Below are 13731 nucleotides of genomic sequence, written 5' to 3'. Positions count from 1 at the left end.
GCCGATCTCCAATCAGAGATCGATCATTCCTCGCTCGACGCCTTCAATGGAAGGTGGGGCCGAAACAGCGCTTACGACCAAGGAGGAGCCCACGGCAGAGGTCGCTTATGGCGTATCGAACGTTCCAGGGGGAACGAATGTCGCAATCTCTGCCGCAGGTACGAAATACTTCGCGACGTCGTAGTTTTCTTCTTTCTTGGTGACCTGATTGATCCTCTTTTGGCTGATCTTGCGGCTCATAATGCCAAGCAGGCACTTTTGTTTCACATCAAAAACGCCTGATCCCGAGTTGCCCGTTTTGGCCACGTCCACGATGGCTGTGTTGAAGCGCTGCGCTCCCAGCGGAATTCGCTCAGGGGCAATTATGTGAGAGCGAACGACGGCTTCAGGGATGACAGTGACGACCTCTTGGCCTGGTCTTGGCGGAGCGTCGCAGAGACGCAGGCGCCGAAGCCTCAACCGCATGGGCAGCAGGTTTTCTTCCACGGCCAGCAACGTGAGGTCCGTGCCCTCGAGCTTGCCCTCCTTGATGACTTGGGTGGGGTACTCGTGATCGGCAATCGTGACTTTTGGCCGTGTGAACCAGGTTCGCCCGGCCACGTGAGCTGCCGTAAGGAATTTGCCCTTTCCGAGATAGATTCCGTAGCCAGGTCCCCATGTCTGCATGGGAGTCTGGTGGATATTCACCGCATAAGCAATAAGAGTATCTTCGGGCATCTGTGCAGTAGCCGCTGCAACAATTGGGATTTGCAGCATCCAGTAAGCCAAAAGCCCTGCAAAGCCTACAGCTGCTAACCTGCCAGCGGAGCGCGAATGCGTGCCTGTGTTGCACATGCCTACCGAGCGCATCGTGATCCAGGCAATCAGGATTTTCCTAGGAAGAAGCCTCTTTCCTGGGCAGGTAGTGCAACCAGCAAATCCTTGATGAATTGATCCTGCAATTTGAACGAAGCTTCTTTGCTAAGGCCAATTGTCGATATTCTGAACAAGGAGCCATCAGGAAGGACGCCACGTAAGCCGTATTTCAAACGGCTGATCTGATTGTCGACGACCCCGTTTGATATGTCATCGCCGATCTTCATCCAGTAGGTGATTGGCTCGAAGCGCGACTCGCGCTCTGCAATCAATCTGGTGACTTTCAGTGATCCGCCGGCATAGTCCAGGCTGGAGCTGTTCTTGTCGGACACGCGAAATCCATTAGCCGTATAGCAGATCTCGGGGCGATGCGCCTTGAGCTTATAATTTTGCACAGGGCCGTATGCGACCAGCAGCATGACGATATGTCCGGCTCCATCCGTGTAGCCCCGTGCCACTTCCTGGCTGTAAACTTTCGCGGAGAGGGGATCCGGAGGCTGCACAAAGGCTTCGGGGTCCACCGGCTTGACCGGGCTGATCTCGGGGACAAGCTTCCAGCTCGCGAACTGTTTCGGAATGACCGTTTCCAGGCTTTGGGAAGCCGTGGTACGTGCCATCAATTGGCGCGGTGCAAACAGCTCGGCAGCTATAGCGGTCCCCGCAATTGCAATTGCTGCGAGAACAACCCCAACTCGGTTGGACTTCATTGTGTGCCTCCTGTTCAAAACAACCGATAGCCGTCCACCGGCTCAATATATAGGGGCGTAGTTCTGAATTGCCTCACGAAATCGTCACGACGGGTTTTATTGTCCATAAATCCCCGAATTAATCTAAATATCTGAATTTCGGCCCAGCTCAACCTCCTGTCTCGACGGCCGCGCTAGAGCCACCTAATGATTGAGCTTACATTTCCTGTTCCGAGCAAGTTTAGACCGCTGGGAGCGTATCATGACTAACTGCAAACACGGAGCGTCAGGTGAAAAGGCTTGCCAATTTGCGCACTTGGGGTCTGGCTCTGTTTCTGACCGCGTCCGGTCTTGCCTTGGCCTCGTGCGGTCAGCAAAGCGGAGAAAAGGCAGCTGCCACAAAAGGGCAGGTGGTCGCTCGTGTGGGCAATGAAGTCATTACGACGCAGGAGCTCGATAATGAGTTCAGACTGGCCGGCATCACACCGGACAAACAAAAAGATCCTGAGGTCTTAAAGCGCGTCCTCAGTGAGATCGTTGTCCGCAAGTATTTGCTGCAGCAAGCCATGAACGCCAAGCTGGACCGCGAGCCCGGAGTTCTATTGGACTTGTTGCGCGTGCGCGAGCAGGTTCTTGGCAACGCGGTCCTGAACCGCGCAGCATCGGCCAAGGCACCGACCAAAGCCGATGTCGACCGTTACATCGCGAAAAACACATGGAAGTTCGCCGATCGCAAGCTTTACAGCGTCGACGAAGTCGTCATTCCGCTTACGCCTGCCACCCAGAATTTTGTAAACGCCAACAAGGACGCGAAATCGCTGGACGAACTTCTGCAGAAATTGACAACGAGCGGCATTCCACATGGCCGTCAGCTCGGCGTCCTCTCGAGCAGCGACCTCCCTGAGGAGCTTGTCGGATTGATTCAAAAGCGAAAGGACGACGACATCTTCTTCACCAGGATCGGCTCAAACGGGCTCTTTTTCAAGGTCAGGGCCGAGGAAGCTCGTCCAATCGAAGGAGATGCTGCTGTCAATCTTGCGCGGCAGATGATGCGGTCGGACGCCCTTGCAGCAGAATTGGGTCTTGCGGCCTACTCGGCGAAACTCGAAGCCAAATACGAGGGCGAGTACGCCGACCTCATGAAGCAGGGGGAGCCCAAGTCGCAATGACCCGCATTCGGGTTCGTCCGCCCAGCCATTACCTTTTCACCAGCGTGGAACATGGCAACATTATTTGACGTCGTCACCGTTACGAGCTTTGTCGGATTGGTCATCGCTTTCTTTCAGTTCTCGGACCGGGAGATCCGAACTCTCGTGTATTTCATGGTGTCGGGTATCGTGTTTGCCGTCGCCAATCAGGTCGGCAACGCCGGATATTATATCCTCGCCGGGGTTTTGATCCTGGCGGGAATAGTATTTGCCGCCATGGTCATCAAGAGATAGTCGATTGTTGGCGCAGGCAAGCGATGCTAGTTTCTGCGTCCCGGTGGGATTAAGATTTTATCACAGAGCTTGATTGATGACCGATATCCATATTCGCAAGTCGCTTGGAACTGGTCTGTCTGCTTCCCTTCTCGGGCCTGTAGTGATGGGGGTAGCCATCCTCGGCGCTTACACGCCCACCATTCGGGGCTTGATTAACGGCCCATGGCAGACGGAACAGGAGGGACACGGCCCCCTCATCATCGCAGCGACACTATGGCTGATTTGGCAATCGCGCGACCGCGTGATGCGCGCTAAGGTCGCACCTGCGCCGGTAGCGGGTTGGGCCATCTTGACCATCGGATTGGTATTTTTATACCTTTCACGATTACAGCAAGGGCTGCTGACCGTCGAAATGGGGTCGATCTTGCCGGTGATCGTTGGATCGATTCTGATCTGCGCGGGCTGGCCTACGCTTCGTGCGTTGGCCTTTCCGCTCAGCTTCCTGGTCTTTGCTGTGCCGATGCCTGACTGGCTCGTCGACGCAATGACGGTCCCGTTGAAGGTCTTCATTTCCGATACGGTGACCCGAGTCCTTTACGCTGCGGGTTTCCCTGTCGCGCAGAACGGCGTCATGATTATGATCGGGTCCTATCAGCTCCTGGTCAAGGATGCCTGCTCGGGCATGAATTCGATTTTTGCCTTGTCCGCGATCGGGGTGTTTTACGTCTACGCATTCAGATGGAAAGAAAAGCTGCGCAGCTTCATGCTCCTGCTAGGGATCATTCCTATTACGATCCTAGCCAACTTCTTCCGCGTGTTTGCACTGGTTCTGATGGCCTACTACGGCGGCCCTGATCTCATCGAGGGCACCGTTCATGATCTGACAGGAATCAGCCTGTTTGTGGTGGCGCTTCTTCTGCTGTTCGCCTTCGACGGTATTCTCGGGGTTATCGGTAGCCTTGTAACAAGATCCCGGCGCGTAGTGGTTGCTACGTGAGAAGCCCGACGATGATCTTGAGCTCCGTTGCCAAAAAATAAGGTGTTGAGGAGGAGTGCCGACTAAGGTGCCAAGCCGTGTTGGCTTTATGGATGCGGTTCTCAGAATTCCGTCGTTGCGCGGACCGTGGGCTTTTCCTAAGGGCAGACGATGGGTATTACCTACGCCATTCCTGACCTTCACGGCCGCCTCGATTTACTTGAGCAGGCGCTGTCGCGAATTCTGGAGCACCTCGGTCATCAGACGGCGCGCGTCATCACGCTGGGCGACTACGTTGATCGAGGACCCAACAGCCGCGAGGTGATCGAATTACTGATGCGGTGGTCATTCCCGAATTTGCAGCTGACGGCCTTAAAGGGGAATCACGAGGCGATGATGTGGGAGGCTTGCAACAATCTTGTTGAAGCGACGTGGTGGATCGAGAACGGCGGCAACGCGACGTTGGCTTCCTACGGGGAGTTCATTCCCGGCATGCCGCTTCGAGCTATTGTTCCACCGCACCATCTGGAATGGATTGCTGAGCTTCCGACCCTATTTGCCGACTCGAAGCGAGTCTTTGTGCATGCAGGAGTAGATCCGCGGCTTCCTCTCAGCCAGCAAGCCGAACGGACGCTCCTATGGAAGCGTTATCCCAAACGCGGGGCGTCTGGGCATGGCAGCCGGCATGTTGTCCACGGACATGACGCGGACGAACGAGCACCTGTAGTTTCAAGTGGCAAGACAAACTTGGATGCAATGGCCTGGAAGACGGGGCGTCTCGTCGTGGGGGTGTTTACAGACGAGCTTCCTGGGGGAGCGGTCGAGTTTTTAGAAATACTTGAAAGTCCGCTCTGATTACGTCCGGCGCCGCGAGAAGGCCGTCGCATCAAACTAAGCTGCTCGAAACATTTCGGCTAAACGCAGTGCTTCACGATCGATGTCGTGGAGATCGATGACTTTCGTTCGAGCACTCTCTCCTATCTTTTCGATATCTTCGTCGGAGCATTGGAGGCATGCCTGCATGGCGGCCGCAAGGCGGTCCACGTCTCCCGCGGGAACAAGCCAGCCGTGCTTGCCCGGTTCGACCAATTCAGGAATCCCCGCGACGAAGGTGCTGATCACGGGACGTCGCAGGGCCATGGCTTCCATGAGTACGACGGGAAGGCCTTCTGCGAAGCTTGGTAAGACTAGCGCCCTGGAGGCCAGAATGTGCCCGCGCACCTGGTCACTTGAGATCCAGCCTGTAATCGTTACGAAAGCCTGCAAATGGAGTTGCTCGATGCTGCGCTCCAGCTCTGCTCTCATCTCGCCATCGCCGGCAAGAACAAGCTCGAATTTGACACCGACGTCTAGAAGCCGTCTTGCAGCCTCCAGCAGCAACAGCTGCCCTTTCTGCTCAGATAGTCTTCCGACACACACAAGTCGGGGTATCTCGGTCGGCTGCCTTATTGTGTCATGCTCGTAGAAAGCGGGCTCAAGGCCGCACCTCACAACTCTTATTTTCTTCCATTGTTCATAGTCGACTTGACGGAAAAGTTGACTGCGTCCAAAGGAGCTGATCGCAACAACAAAGCTGGCGGACCGGATCTTTTCTGCCAAGCCGATAAAACCGGCTTTGTCGAATTCCTCCGGACCGTGGGCCGTGAAGCTCCAAGGCGGTCCGCCCAACGCGTTGGTCAACATCGCGACTTCAGCGGAGTTGGTGCCAAAATGCGCATGAAGATGCTGCGCGTTTTTTTCTCGCAACAAAAGAAAGATCAGGCACGCCTCAATCAGATAAACAAGGTGGACCGGAAGCGGTCTTTCCGCCCGTCGCCCAAGCTTCCATATTAAAGCGAAGGCCTTAACCATGTGAACCGGTCGCGTTGCAAGCACACGAAAGAATGCGAGCAGAAGGCTTCTACCACCCCGATGAAGGACGAAATGTGTGCGCTGCGCTTCGATCCGATCTTCTGCGCTGAGAAAGTCCTCATTGCCCCCTCGGATTGAGATGCGCAAGATCTCGTGCCCTTGACGTTCGAGGGCGAGAATCTCTCTTCGGATAAAGCTGTGGCTGACTGCCGGGTAGCGATTAACCAGATAGGCGATTTTCATTGGTTCGATCTTGAGGTGTCTTCGAACTGAGCAATGGAGGTTTGACTGTTGGACGGTGCTATTTGTAGCTTTCGGTAGACCAGTAGCTGTTCGGGCACCTGATTGCCTTAATCTGAGAATTGTTGCGGGCAATGAGTATCCTCGGCTTGGCGGAAATCAATGGATGATGATATTTCTTGTCGCCTTAATCGCTTTGGCGTTAATTCCCACGCTTGTGCTCTTCGTCGAGGTGCTGGCGGCGCTCGGCGCACGGAGTGAATACGAGACAGGAAACGGCACGACGGCTGGTCCGGTCGCGGTTGTCGTGCCAGCTCACAATGAGGGGCGCGGGATCATTCCGACGCTCGAGGACGTCATCCCCCAATTGAGAAGGCGCGATCGCCTGATTGTGGTGGCTGACAATTGCACTGACGATACCGCAGCGGTGTCGGGCGCTCACGGTGCAGAGGTGCTCCCGCGCGACGAGCCTGATCGACGGGGCAAGGGTTATGCGATGGCTTGGGCCATCGCGCATCTGAAGCAAAATCCGCCCGAATTTGTTCTGTTTGTGGATGCCGATTGTCGGCTGCAGCCCGACTTCCTCGCAAAGACGCTCGGTTATAGTGTTGAAACGGGAGGGCCTGTTCAGGCACTCTACCTCATGACGGGCGTCGAGGGGGTTCAAGTCGATCAGCGTGTCGCGGAATTCGCTTGGCGCTTGAAGAACTGGGTCAGGCCTCTCGGGCTCAGGTGCCTCGGCAGGCCGGTACAGCTGATGGGCACGGGGATGATATTTCCCTGGGAGGTCATTAATTCCGCGCCGCTTGCGAGCGGCAATATTGTCGAGGATTTAAAATTGGGCTTGGACCTTGCCTTGTCCGGCACACCCGCGCGCTTCCTGTCGGCAGTCCGAGTGACCAGTGAGTTCGCGGCCACAGAACGAGGTGTCGAGAGTCAGCGTCGGCGTTGGATTGAAGGACATTTGGCTATGATTGGCTCGTACGTCCCGCGGCTGTTGGCGGCGTCGATCGCGAGGCGCAATCCTGATGCCCTGGTCCTTGCGCTCGATCTGGTCGTGCCGCCGTTGTCGCTTCTCGTCGCAATAGCCTTAGGCGTTGCCGCTCTGGGCGGCACCTATACGTTGTTGATTGGAGCCCTGCTCCCGGCTGTGTTGGCCCTTTTAAATCTCTCTCTCTTGGCTAGCGCGCTGGCGTTGGCCTGGTTCAGATTCGGCCGCGACATCCTGCCTGCTTCGCGAATTCCTTCTGTCGCAGGGCAGGTTCTGCACCGCTTCCGGCTCTTGCGCCATCTTGTGCGACGCGGTTCGTCCGGATGGGTGCGGACCGATCGTCACAAGCCAGAATGACCAATCTCGAGTTATCTCGCCGGGGCATCGTCATTTTGTCGTCTGATGGCTGGTGCGGATAAAAAAACCGGAGGACCGCAAACATTGCAGCGCACAAGGTTGACAAAACGTCGAGTGCGTCGCAACATATTCCGCCGGATTTGGAAGGGGATATCATGTCGGGCATTAAGGTTCTTATTGCTGGTGTTCTTAGTTTGTTTATGGTGGCCGCTCCAGCTCGGGCGTCGGTTGTGTTCTCTGATTCACAGACTGGCGCGACTTTCGATTTCACCGCAGCTTTCTCAAGCGTTAACTTCAGCTCAGGAACTTGGTACTTCTCGGATACCGATGGGAATGGGGCGTCCGGTTCGCTGTTAGGGTCTAATCCTCTGATCGATCTCCCGACCTTCAGCTACGGGGTTGGAACGTATACCGCCTACTTCACCTATGTGGGTAATCTTGCAGGCGGTGGCAAAGTGAACACCATCAATAAACCGGAAGAAATCACGTTCACTGTAACTGCCGTTCCTGAGCCCGCTACTTGGGCCATGATGATGCTTGGCTTCCTCGGTGTCGGTTTCGTGGCTTACCGCCGCCGTGCGGGTTCGTCGATCCGGATCGCCTGATCGCGATCGACCAGCGGAAAGATTGGAAAAGCCGCCGAGAGGCGGCTTTTTTGTATGCGCGGAAAGGGGCGGTTGTGTCGTTGTGCACGTCGCGAGTTGCTTGTTCGGGCAAGCAACATTTGCTCTTCCAGAAGCTCAGGCGGATCAAGCGCTCGCCTCCAAGCTTCGACGAGAGGCAAGAGTTGCCCGCAGAGAGGGCCAGGAGCGACGGTTCTCTCCGTCCGGGCGAAAATCGTCGTGCCTCTCGTGGATCGTAGGATGGACTATCATCTGCGGCAGGGAAGTCACTCCGCACAGAAATTGCAAGATCAGCCGGAGCGATCGCTTCAAGACTCACGGAACTCGATGCTAAGTGAGGAAAGCTGGCTCTTGAGGCTCTGAGAATCATGTCCAATCACATGCCCGATTCGATCACGCGAGTTTTGCTCGCGGCGCTCAACGCCGCCGACGAGGTCGTTGAGCGAAATGCTGATCTGGCGTCACAGGTCCGCACAGAGATGATGCCGGTAGTTAGGGCTTTTTCCGATCTGACCAAAGTGCAGGTCTCGGATACTTTGGATGATCGCCAAAATCGCTTCGTCGCGACGATTCGCCTAAGTTTGGATAAATCCAAGTCCGCGTTTTGACGCTCGGCTGCCGCCAGCGGTCGGCCCGAATTTTTCTTTGTCATTGAATTCGATCTGAGCGCAAGGCGTTCGATTGGGATATAATCTCTAGGGCGAATCAGTAAGCGTTCGCTTTGAGTTTTCTTCCCCACAGTTCAAAGAGCCTTGCGTCTGCGAGGTAGCTCGCCGGAGCTCATTCCGTCGGGAACGTTACGCGCAATCTAGAATCAATATGTTGTATTTCGGATGAGGGTGGAGACAGTGAATATTGCCAAGCTTTTTCGGGCGGCGATTGTCGGCGCTACGCTAATGGTGATGCCAGCTCAGGCGGCGACTTACTTGATTGAAAGCTTCTCTTTTGCCGGTTCAGGCTACAGCGTTGCCGGCAAATTCGTCTACGACCCATCAACCGGACAGCTTCAATCGATCTCGGGAAACGTTATTTCTGGCGGAGTGACACAAGCGATCACCGGCCTGATTCCGGCGGACTATAGCTTGGGTCAGAATAGATTCTATCCAGATCCGACCGATTCCGTCAGGTTTATGTCCTACGATAATCTTTTTATCGCCGGCGCGTTTTCCCAAGACGGCGTGCTGTTCTCCTTTGCAGGTAATTATGGCGGACTCTATCTATTGCCTGATACTTACCCTGATTTTGTGCCCGGGCCGTACTTTACAACTTGGTTGCCGGACGGCCCAAAGACGCCCATTGATCCTGACGGCAAGCTTACTTGCCCCGGGAATCTCTATTGTGCCGGTGTCCCGGGTACGTTTGATTTCACAGCTGTCGGGGCCGTTCCTGAGCTTTCAAGCTGGACGATGATGCTGCTTGGGTTCCTTGGAGTCGGCATTTTGGGACGTGCTGCTCGCCGGCCGAATAGGACTTTCACTGCCTCCCGCTAAGTCTTTGCGGGCGACGTTGCCTAAAGGCTTTCCCTATTAACTCTGACGGGCAGCGATCTGCAGATCGGACTGGTTGGCTCGGTCGACCATTCCCGAGTCCGAGACTGGGTATGATGATCGACGGCTTTTGCGGGATTGGCTTCTTGGCCGCCCGTAGTCGTAGCGTCGGATTACCTCGCGCGTACATTGCCTAACTTGGGGACGGGTTTCTCTTCTCTTCTCATCTGCCTTATGCCAACTGTTTAACTGTTGTTTGAATCAAAATCAGCATTTAATAATTAAATTCCTATTGACCGTCGCACTTTTACGGATTATTAATCTCGTACTGTCGGCAGTATCGTAATCCTTAAGGAGGAGAGTAATAATGAAATTTATTGGAAAGGGCCTTGCTGCACTGGCTTTTGCAGCTGCTCTGGGATCGTCCGCTCACGCAGCGGTCATCACGGTAGCCCCTGGTTTGCCTGGCTTTACCGGACCCCCTGGTGCGATTAGCTTCGAAGACGTCGGAGTTGGTTCGATTACCAGTTTCACGCGTTCTGGCGTGACCTTTACGAACATCGGTTCGGGCTCCACCTCCATCATTCAGAATTTCAGCGATGGCAACGGTGCGAATCCGGCTGGGTTTCCGAGCAGCAACCATTTTGCTTCAGTTCTGCTCAACGGTCAGTTGCAGGTCAGCTTCGGCCTGACTAATTCCATCTCGCTCTTCTGGGGGTCTATCGACCCCTCGAACCAGATCACTTTCTACAATGGCAACACGCAGGTGGGGCAGTTGTTCGGATCCAACGTGACTCCTACGCTTACAGCGGACGGAAATCAGGTCTCGGACATGTCTAACCGGTATGTCACCCTCGGGGACACTGATGCTTTCAACCGGGTTGTGATCAGCTCTGGTCAGAACTCGTTTGAGTTCGACAGCTTCGTTGCTCCGGCCGTTCCTGAGCCGGCGACTTGGGCGATGATGCTGCTGGGCTTCCTGGGCCTGGGTTTCCTCGGCTATCGCAAGAGCAGCAAGACGGGCGGCGCGTCGTTCCGTCTCGCGTAAAAAATGCGAAGACCCATTTGCTAACGAAAGGCCGCTATCTTGGCGGCCTTTCTCGTTTCGAAAGGTGTACCGGGCTGTGCAGGCCGTGAGGGGCGTCGGTGCCTTGACAAAGGAAGATCGCGCAATGGATATCGTTGGCACTTGTATTAATTGCTTTCCGGCGTCGAATAGCTTCCTTCTCACGTGCGGGGTAGCGACGGTCGCTCTCGGATTGGCAATGTATCGGTCAATGACAGGGCGAGCGTCCGGCGCAAGCTGGGGAGCTTGATTGAACGGAATGACAACCTGCGCCCTCGCTTCGCGACCTGTCTATGGTCGTTTTTGCCGGGGTGAAGCCCGATCTAATTCGGGGGGGCGCGACCCTTGGTCTAAGGATCGCGCACATCCTGAGAAGGTGTTGGCCGTGGCCCATTCAAATGCGCGGTCGCCCGCTTTAATTGTCGCTCTTGCGATAATCTTCCTGGATTGGAACGGTTGTGCCGCGTCGGAATCGGCACGCATCAAGCGGCCGCGGCCGAACGCGGAAGAAGCCCAGAACATCGCCGTCGATATCGCCAAGAGTGACGGGCTTCTTCGGGAGGGCGATATCATCGTGACCCCGCGGGGATTTCTGGTGTTCAAAGGCGTTGCCTCGGATGGCTACACAAACGAATTCGAGGCCGTGCCAAATCCTTTGAACCAGAATCGGGGTCCGAAGAACTAAAGCCGCAGGAGCGCTGGGCATCAGAGCTTTAAGGTTACGGATGGCATTCAAAAAAAAGCTGTCCGGTGTCCCTCAAATTAACGACATCGGATCTCGAACACGCTAAACAACGGGTTAAGGGTCCCGGTTGGGCTGCTGGAGAATTTGGAATGCTGTCTCGCTCGTTTTCATTCGCTGCGTTTTTGATCGCAGGTCTGGCGTCGTCATCTGCGCTTGCTGGCGTTGTAACGGTGACCAGCTACGACATGAACAATGGCAACGGGTCGACCCAGTATACATTCGGCTACGATTATCTTGATTTTACGTACAAGGGTGCCAACGCGTCGACCAATGGATCGAACAATCCGGTACCCAACAATTCTACGCCGCAGGTCGGAAAGCTGAGCGGAGGGACCGGCCTGTTGACCGACGGCGTCATCGCCAAAGAAAACTATTCGATGGTCAGCGGAAGTATCGCGACCGGTGGAAAGGTCATCGGCACGCCCTATAACCAGGCTTATGCGGGCGGGACGACCCAGTATGTCGGCTGGAAGTATCAGGACCCAACGATCACCTTCCACCTGGCGGCCGGTCAAAGCGTTAGTTCGATCGCAATCTATGCTGCGGCTTACAACCCGCTCCTTGGGGACTTGAACGGTTTGGTAGCAGCGCCCGGCAGCGTCGATCTTTGGATCAATGGCGTCTTAGTATCCGGCACCTCTCTTCAGACGACGTCTCTGAGTGGCAACGCGGCACAGCTCCTGCTCGCTGGCTTTGGTACAGTCTCGTCGGACTCCCTCTTTCAGTTGAGATTTGACCGCGGTGAGTTGCAGCAAGACGGGATCGACTATTTCAACGATCACGTGCTGGGTGCTTACAACAACGCGTACAGCTGCACTGGCTTCTGTGATCCTATCAGCGGTTTCCTTCAAGAAGCAGCTGGGGGTGTTGCGACGGGCCCGATGACCAAAGGGGGGCTTGAACCCTGGATCATGCTAAGCGAGGTCCAGTTCTTGACCGCGGCCGTGCCTGAGCCCTCCACCTGGATCATGATGATTGCTGGTTTCTTCGGGCTCGGGTTCATCTCGTATCGCCGCCGTGTCAGCAGCAGCCGATTGGTTCTCCAGTGACCATCGTCGTCACCTGCCTCGACTGATTCCACCTCCGGCAGCTTTCCATCGCCAGCGCTTTCGGTCTTGCAGCATTTCAGTTTGCAATGCGCTAGGGGGCCGAACGCGCGCATCGTCAATGAACTGGCACGTTCTGAGTTAACCCGACGTCTTTCGCTGAGCGATGTTCCTTGGCGCATAGCCCGACCCGCAGTTTGCTAGGGTCCGAGCCGCTGTTTGCAGCGCTCTTTCTTTCGGAGCCATTGCCAACTTGCCCATCAAACGGGCCTCACGTCACCGCTATGTGTGCGGCGCCGCCACCTGCCGGCGATGACTCTGTCCCGCCTCTAAAAGGAGTGGTCCGTACTCATCGGCTCGGACTGGCCGGCAGGTCACGGGAACCTGCCGAAGTATCGGAAGTTTCGAAAGGACATGACTCTTGCGATGCACGCGGCTCGGCGCGATAAGCTCGGCCAAGCCGTAGAGTGAGGGTGAGGGATCGATTGTCACGACGATGTTGTTACTGCGTGCACTATTGAACAGCGCGAAGTTTTTGACTCTCTCACCCGTGAGTGTAGTCTTCGAAAGATAGCCGGTATCGCTGAATTCCTTTTTTGTTGGATAGGTCAGGAGATTTCGATGCGGCTTGGATCTGCCTTTTCAATTGCGTCACTTTCCGCATACTTGGCTGTTTGTAGTTTCGCCACTGTTGCCCAAGCAAACACCGTCGTATTTTCCGACGGCTTCGAGACAGAAGTGGTGAACCACTCCGGGCCGAGCGGAAGCTCGGGAGGATACGACAACTATGGTACCGGCGCCGCGATCGGGCCATGGACTGTCGTCGCCCCTCCGAATAGGCCGGACGCCGTTTCTGTCGTAACAACGAACTTTACCCAGAACGGAATTCACTTTCCCGCTCAGTCAGGCAATCAATGGGCAGACTTGGCAGGGCAAGATGCCAACGGCAACGAAGGCGTCAAGGTAACAGTTTCTGGCCTGTTGGGTAAAACGTATCTCGTTTCCTTTTCGGTCGGAAACGTAATCGATCCTCAAGGGGTGTTTGGGTCGACGACCACTGTCAATCTGCTCGTCGACGGCGTGCAGAAGTTCTCCGCTGTCAACTCTGACAGCTCAGTTACCAATGGCAGCATCACCCAGGTCTGGAACAATTACATCTACCAGGGTTTTGGCGTTTCTGATTCCGCCACTTTCACGTTCCTGAGCGGCGACCCGAGCAACGATTTCAGTTCTGCATTCGATAATGTCACTGTCACCACGGTAAGCGCGGTGCCAGAGCCTTCCACCTGGGCCATGATGATCCTCGGCTTCTGCGGCGTTGGATTTGTGACTTATCGTCGCCGCAACCAGACCGCTCTCACCAGTGTTTGATAAACGGGCTTTC

General features: G+C 55.4%; 14 protein-coding genes and 1 pseudogene. 12 read left to right on the top strand and 3 right to left on the bottom strand.

The window, feature by feature from the left end:
- Positions 1-105: 105 nt before the first annotated feature.
- Together JQ580_RS23755 and epsI are read right to left on the bottom strand one after the other, a co-directional pair.
- On the bottom strand, positions 106-756 hold the full coding sequence (locus JQ580_RS23755; RefSeq protein ID WP_212282616.1) for a S1 family serine peptidase: 651 nt from the start codon (positions 754-756) through the stop codon (positions 106-108).
- Positions 757-863: 107 nt separating this feature from the next.
- Positions 864-1562, bottom strand: coding sequence for an exosortase-associated protein EpsI, V-type (gene epsI, locus JQ580_RS23750; protein ID WP_212282615.1), 699 nt, complete (start codon positions 1560-1562; stop codon positions 864-866).
- A 269-nt stretch (positions 1563-1831) separates the two neighbouring features.
- Here epsI and JQ580_RS23745 point away from each other — a divergent pair, with 269 nt between their 5' ends.
- The 4 genes from JQ580_RS23745 (at position 1832) to JQ580_RS23730 (ending at position 4796) form a co-directional block, all read left to right on the top strand.
- The gene (locus tag JQ580_RS23745; protein ID WP_212282614.1) at positions 1832-2710 is read left to right on the top strand and encodes a SurA N-terminal domain-containing protein; all 879 of its coding nucleotides are present in this window, start codon (positions 1832-1834) and stop codon (positions 2708-2710) included.
- Between the two features lie 51 nt (positions 2711-2761).
- Positions 2762-2983, top strand: coding sequence for an XrtV sorting system accessory protein (locus tag JQ580_RS23740; protein WP_212282613.1), 222 nt, complete (start codon positions 2762-2764; stop codon positions 2981-2983).
- A gap of 76 nt (positions 2984-3059) precedes the next feature.
- Positions 3060-3962, top strand: coding sequence for an exosortase (xrt, locus tag JQ580_RS23735; RefSeq protein ID WP_212282612.1), 903 nt, complete (start codon positions 3060-3062; stop codon positions 3960-3962).
- 150 nt (positions 3963-4112) lie between these two features.
- Positions 4113-4796, top strand: a complete 684-nt coding sequence (locus tag JQ580_RS23730; RefSeq protein ID WP_212282611.1) for a metallophosphoesterase family protein — start codon at positions 4113-4115, stop codon at positions 4794-4796.
- 36 nt (positions 4797-4832) lie between these two features.
- Here JQ580_RS23730 and JQ580_RS23725 read toward each other — a convergent pair whose 3' ends face one another.
- Positions 4833-6035, bottom strand: coding sequence for a glycosyltransferase (locus JQ580_RS23725; protein WP_212282610.1), 1203 nt, complete (start codon positions 6033-6035; stop codon positions 4833-4835).
- A 163-nt stretch (positions 6036-6198) separates the two neighbouring features.
- On the opposite strand from JQ580_RS23725, the gene JQ580_RS23720 reads away from it, so the two are divergent.
- From JQ580_RS23720 to JQ580_RS23685, 8 genes and pseudogenes are all read left to right on the top strand, one after another.
- Positions 6199-7380, top strand: a complete 1182-nt coding sequence (locus JQ580_RS23720; protein WP_212282609.1) for a glycosyltransferase family 2 protein — start codon at positions 6199-6201, stop codon at positions 7378-7380.
- Between the two features lie 494 nt (positions 7381-7874).
- Positions 7875-7985, top strand: a pseudogene (locus JQ580_RS34335) (PEPxxWA-CTERM sorting domain-containing protein); the annotation flags it as partial.
- Between the two features lie 386 nt (positions 7986-8371).
- Entirely contained in the window at positions 8372-8611 is a 240-nt protein-coding gene (locus JQ580_RS23710; RefSeq protein WP_212282607.1) for a hypothetical protein, read from the top strand.
- A 240-nt stretch (positions 8612-8851) separates the two neighbouring features.
- On the top strand, positions 8852-9493 hold the full coding sequence (locus JQ580_RS23705) for a hypothetical protein (protein WP_212282606.1): 642 nt from the start codon (positions 8852-8854) through the stop codon (positions 9491-9493).
- A 364-nt stretch (positions 9494-9857) separates the two neighbouring features.
- The gene (locus tag JQ580_RS23700) at positions 9858-10538 is read left to right on the top strand and encodes an Npun_F0296 family exosortase-dependent surface protein (RefSeq protein ID WP_212282605.1); all 681 of its coding nucleotides are present in this window, start codon (positions 9858-9860) and stop codon (positions 10536-10538) included.
- A 397-nt stretch (positions 10539-10935) separates the two neighbouring features.
- Complete coding sequence (locus JQ580_RS23695) at positions 10936-11241, top strand: hypothetical protein (protein WP_212282604.1); 306 nt, start codon at positions 10936-10938, stop codon at positions 11239-11241.
- A gap of 149 nt (positions 11242-11390) precedes the next feature.
- Positions 11391-12350 carry a PEP-CTERM sorting domain-containing protein gene (locus tag JQ580_RS23690; protein ID WP_249134369.1) on the top strand — a complete coding sequence of 320 codons (960 nt, stop codon included), beginning with the start codon at positions 11391-11393 and terminating at the stop codon, positions 12348-12350.
- 618 nt (positions 12351-12968) lie between these two features.
- The gene (locus JQ580_RS23685; RefSeq protein ID WP_212282603.1) at positions 12969-13718 is read left to right on the top strand and encodes a PEPxxWA-CTERM sorting domain-containing protein; all 750 of its coding nucleotides are present in this window, start codon (positions 12969-12971) and stop codon (positions 13716-13718) included.
- The last annotated feature ends 13 nt before the right edge of the window (positions 13719-13731 follow it).

Origin of the sequence: Bradyrhizobium sp. SZCCT0148 (genome assembly GCF_018129985.1) — a bacterium.
Classification (GTDB): domain Bacteria; phylum Pseudomonadota; class Alphaproteobacteria; order Rhizobiales; family Xanthobacteraceae; genus Bradyrhizobium; species Bradyrhizobium japonicum_H.
Note: the sequence above shows the minus strand (reverse complement) of the source record. Positions and strands in the feature narration are given on the sequence as shown.

Bases quoted from the DNA above. Each gene is read 5' to 3' on its own strand.
- xrt (WP_212282612.1), top strand. From the start codon at position 3,060: ATGACCGATATCCATATTCGCAAGTCGCTTGGAACTGGTCTGTCTGCT.
- JQ580_RS23755 (WP_212282616.1), bottom strand. From the start codon at position 756: ATGCTGCAAATCCCAATTGTTGCAGCGGCTACTGCACAGATGCCCGAA.
- JQ580_RS23740 (WP_212282613.1), top strand. From the start codon at position 2,762: ATGGCAACATTATTTGACGTCGTCACCGTTACGAGCTTTGTCGGATTG.
- JQ580_RS23710 (WP_212282607.1), top strand. From the start codon at position 8,372: ATGTCCAATCACATGCCCGATTCGATCACGCGAGTTTTGCTCGCGGCG.
- JQ580_RS23720 (WP_212282609.1), top strand. From the start codon at position 6,199: ATGATGATATTTCTTGTCGCCTTAATCGCTTTGGCGTTAATTCCCACG.
- epsI (WP_212282615.1), bottom strand. From the start codon at position 1,562: ATGAAGTCCAACCGAGTTGGGGTTGTTCTCGCAGCAATTGCAATTGCG.
- JQ580_RS23685 (WP_212282603.1), top strand. From the start codon at position 12,969: ATGCGGCTTGGATCTGCCTTTTCAATTGCGTCACTTTCCGCATACTTG.
- JQ580_RS23725 (WP_212282610.1), bottom strand. From the start codon at position 6,035: ATGAAAATCGCCTATCTGGTTAATCGCTACCCGGCAGTCAGCCACAGC.
- JQ580_RS23730 (WP_212282611.1), top strand. From the start codon at position 4,113: ATGGGTATTACCTACGCCATTCCTGACCTTCACGGCCGCCTCGATTTA.
- JQ580_RS23690 (WP_249134369.1), top strand. From the start codon at position 11,391: ATGCTGTCTCGCTCGTTTTCATTCGCTGCGTTTTTGATCGCAGGTCTG.
- JQ580_RS23700 (WP_212282605.1), top strand. From the start codon at position 9,858: ATGAAATTTATTGGAAAGGGCCTTGCTGCACTGGCTTTTGCAGCTGCT.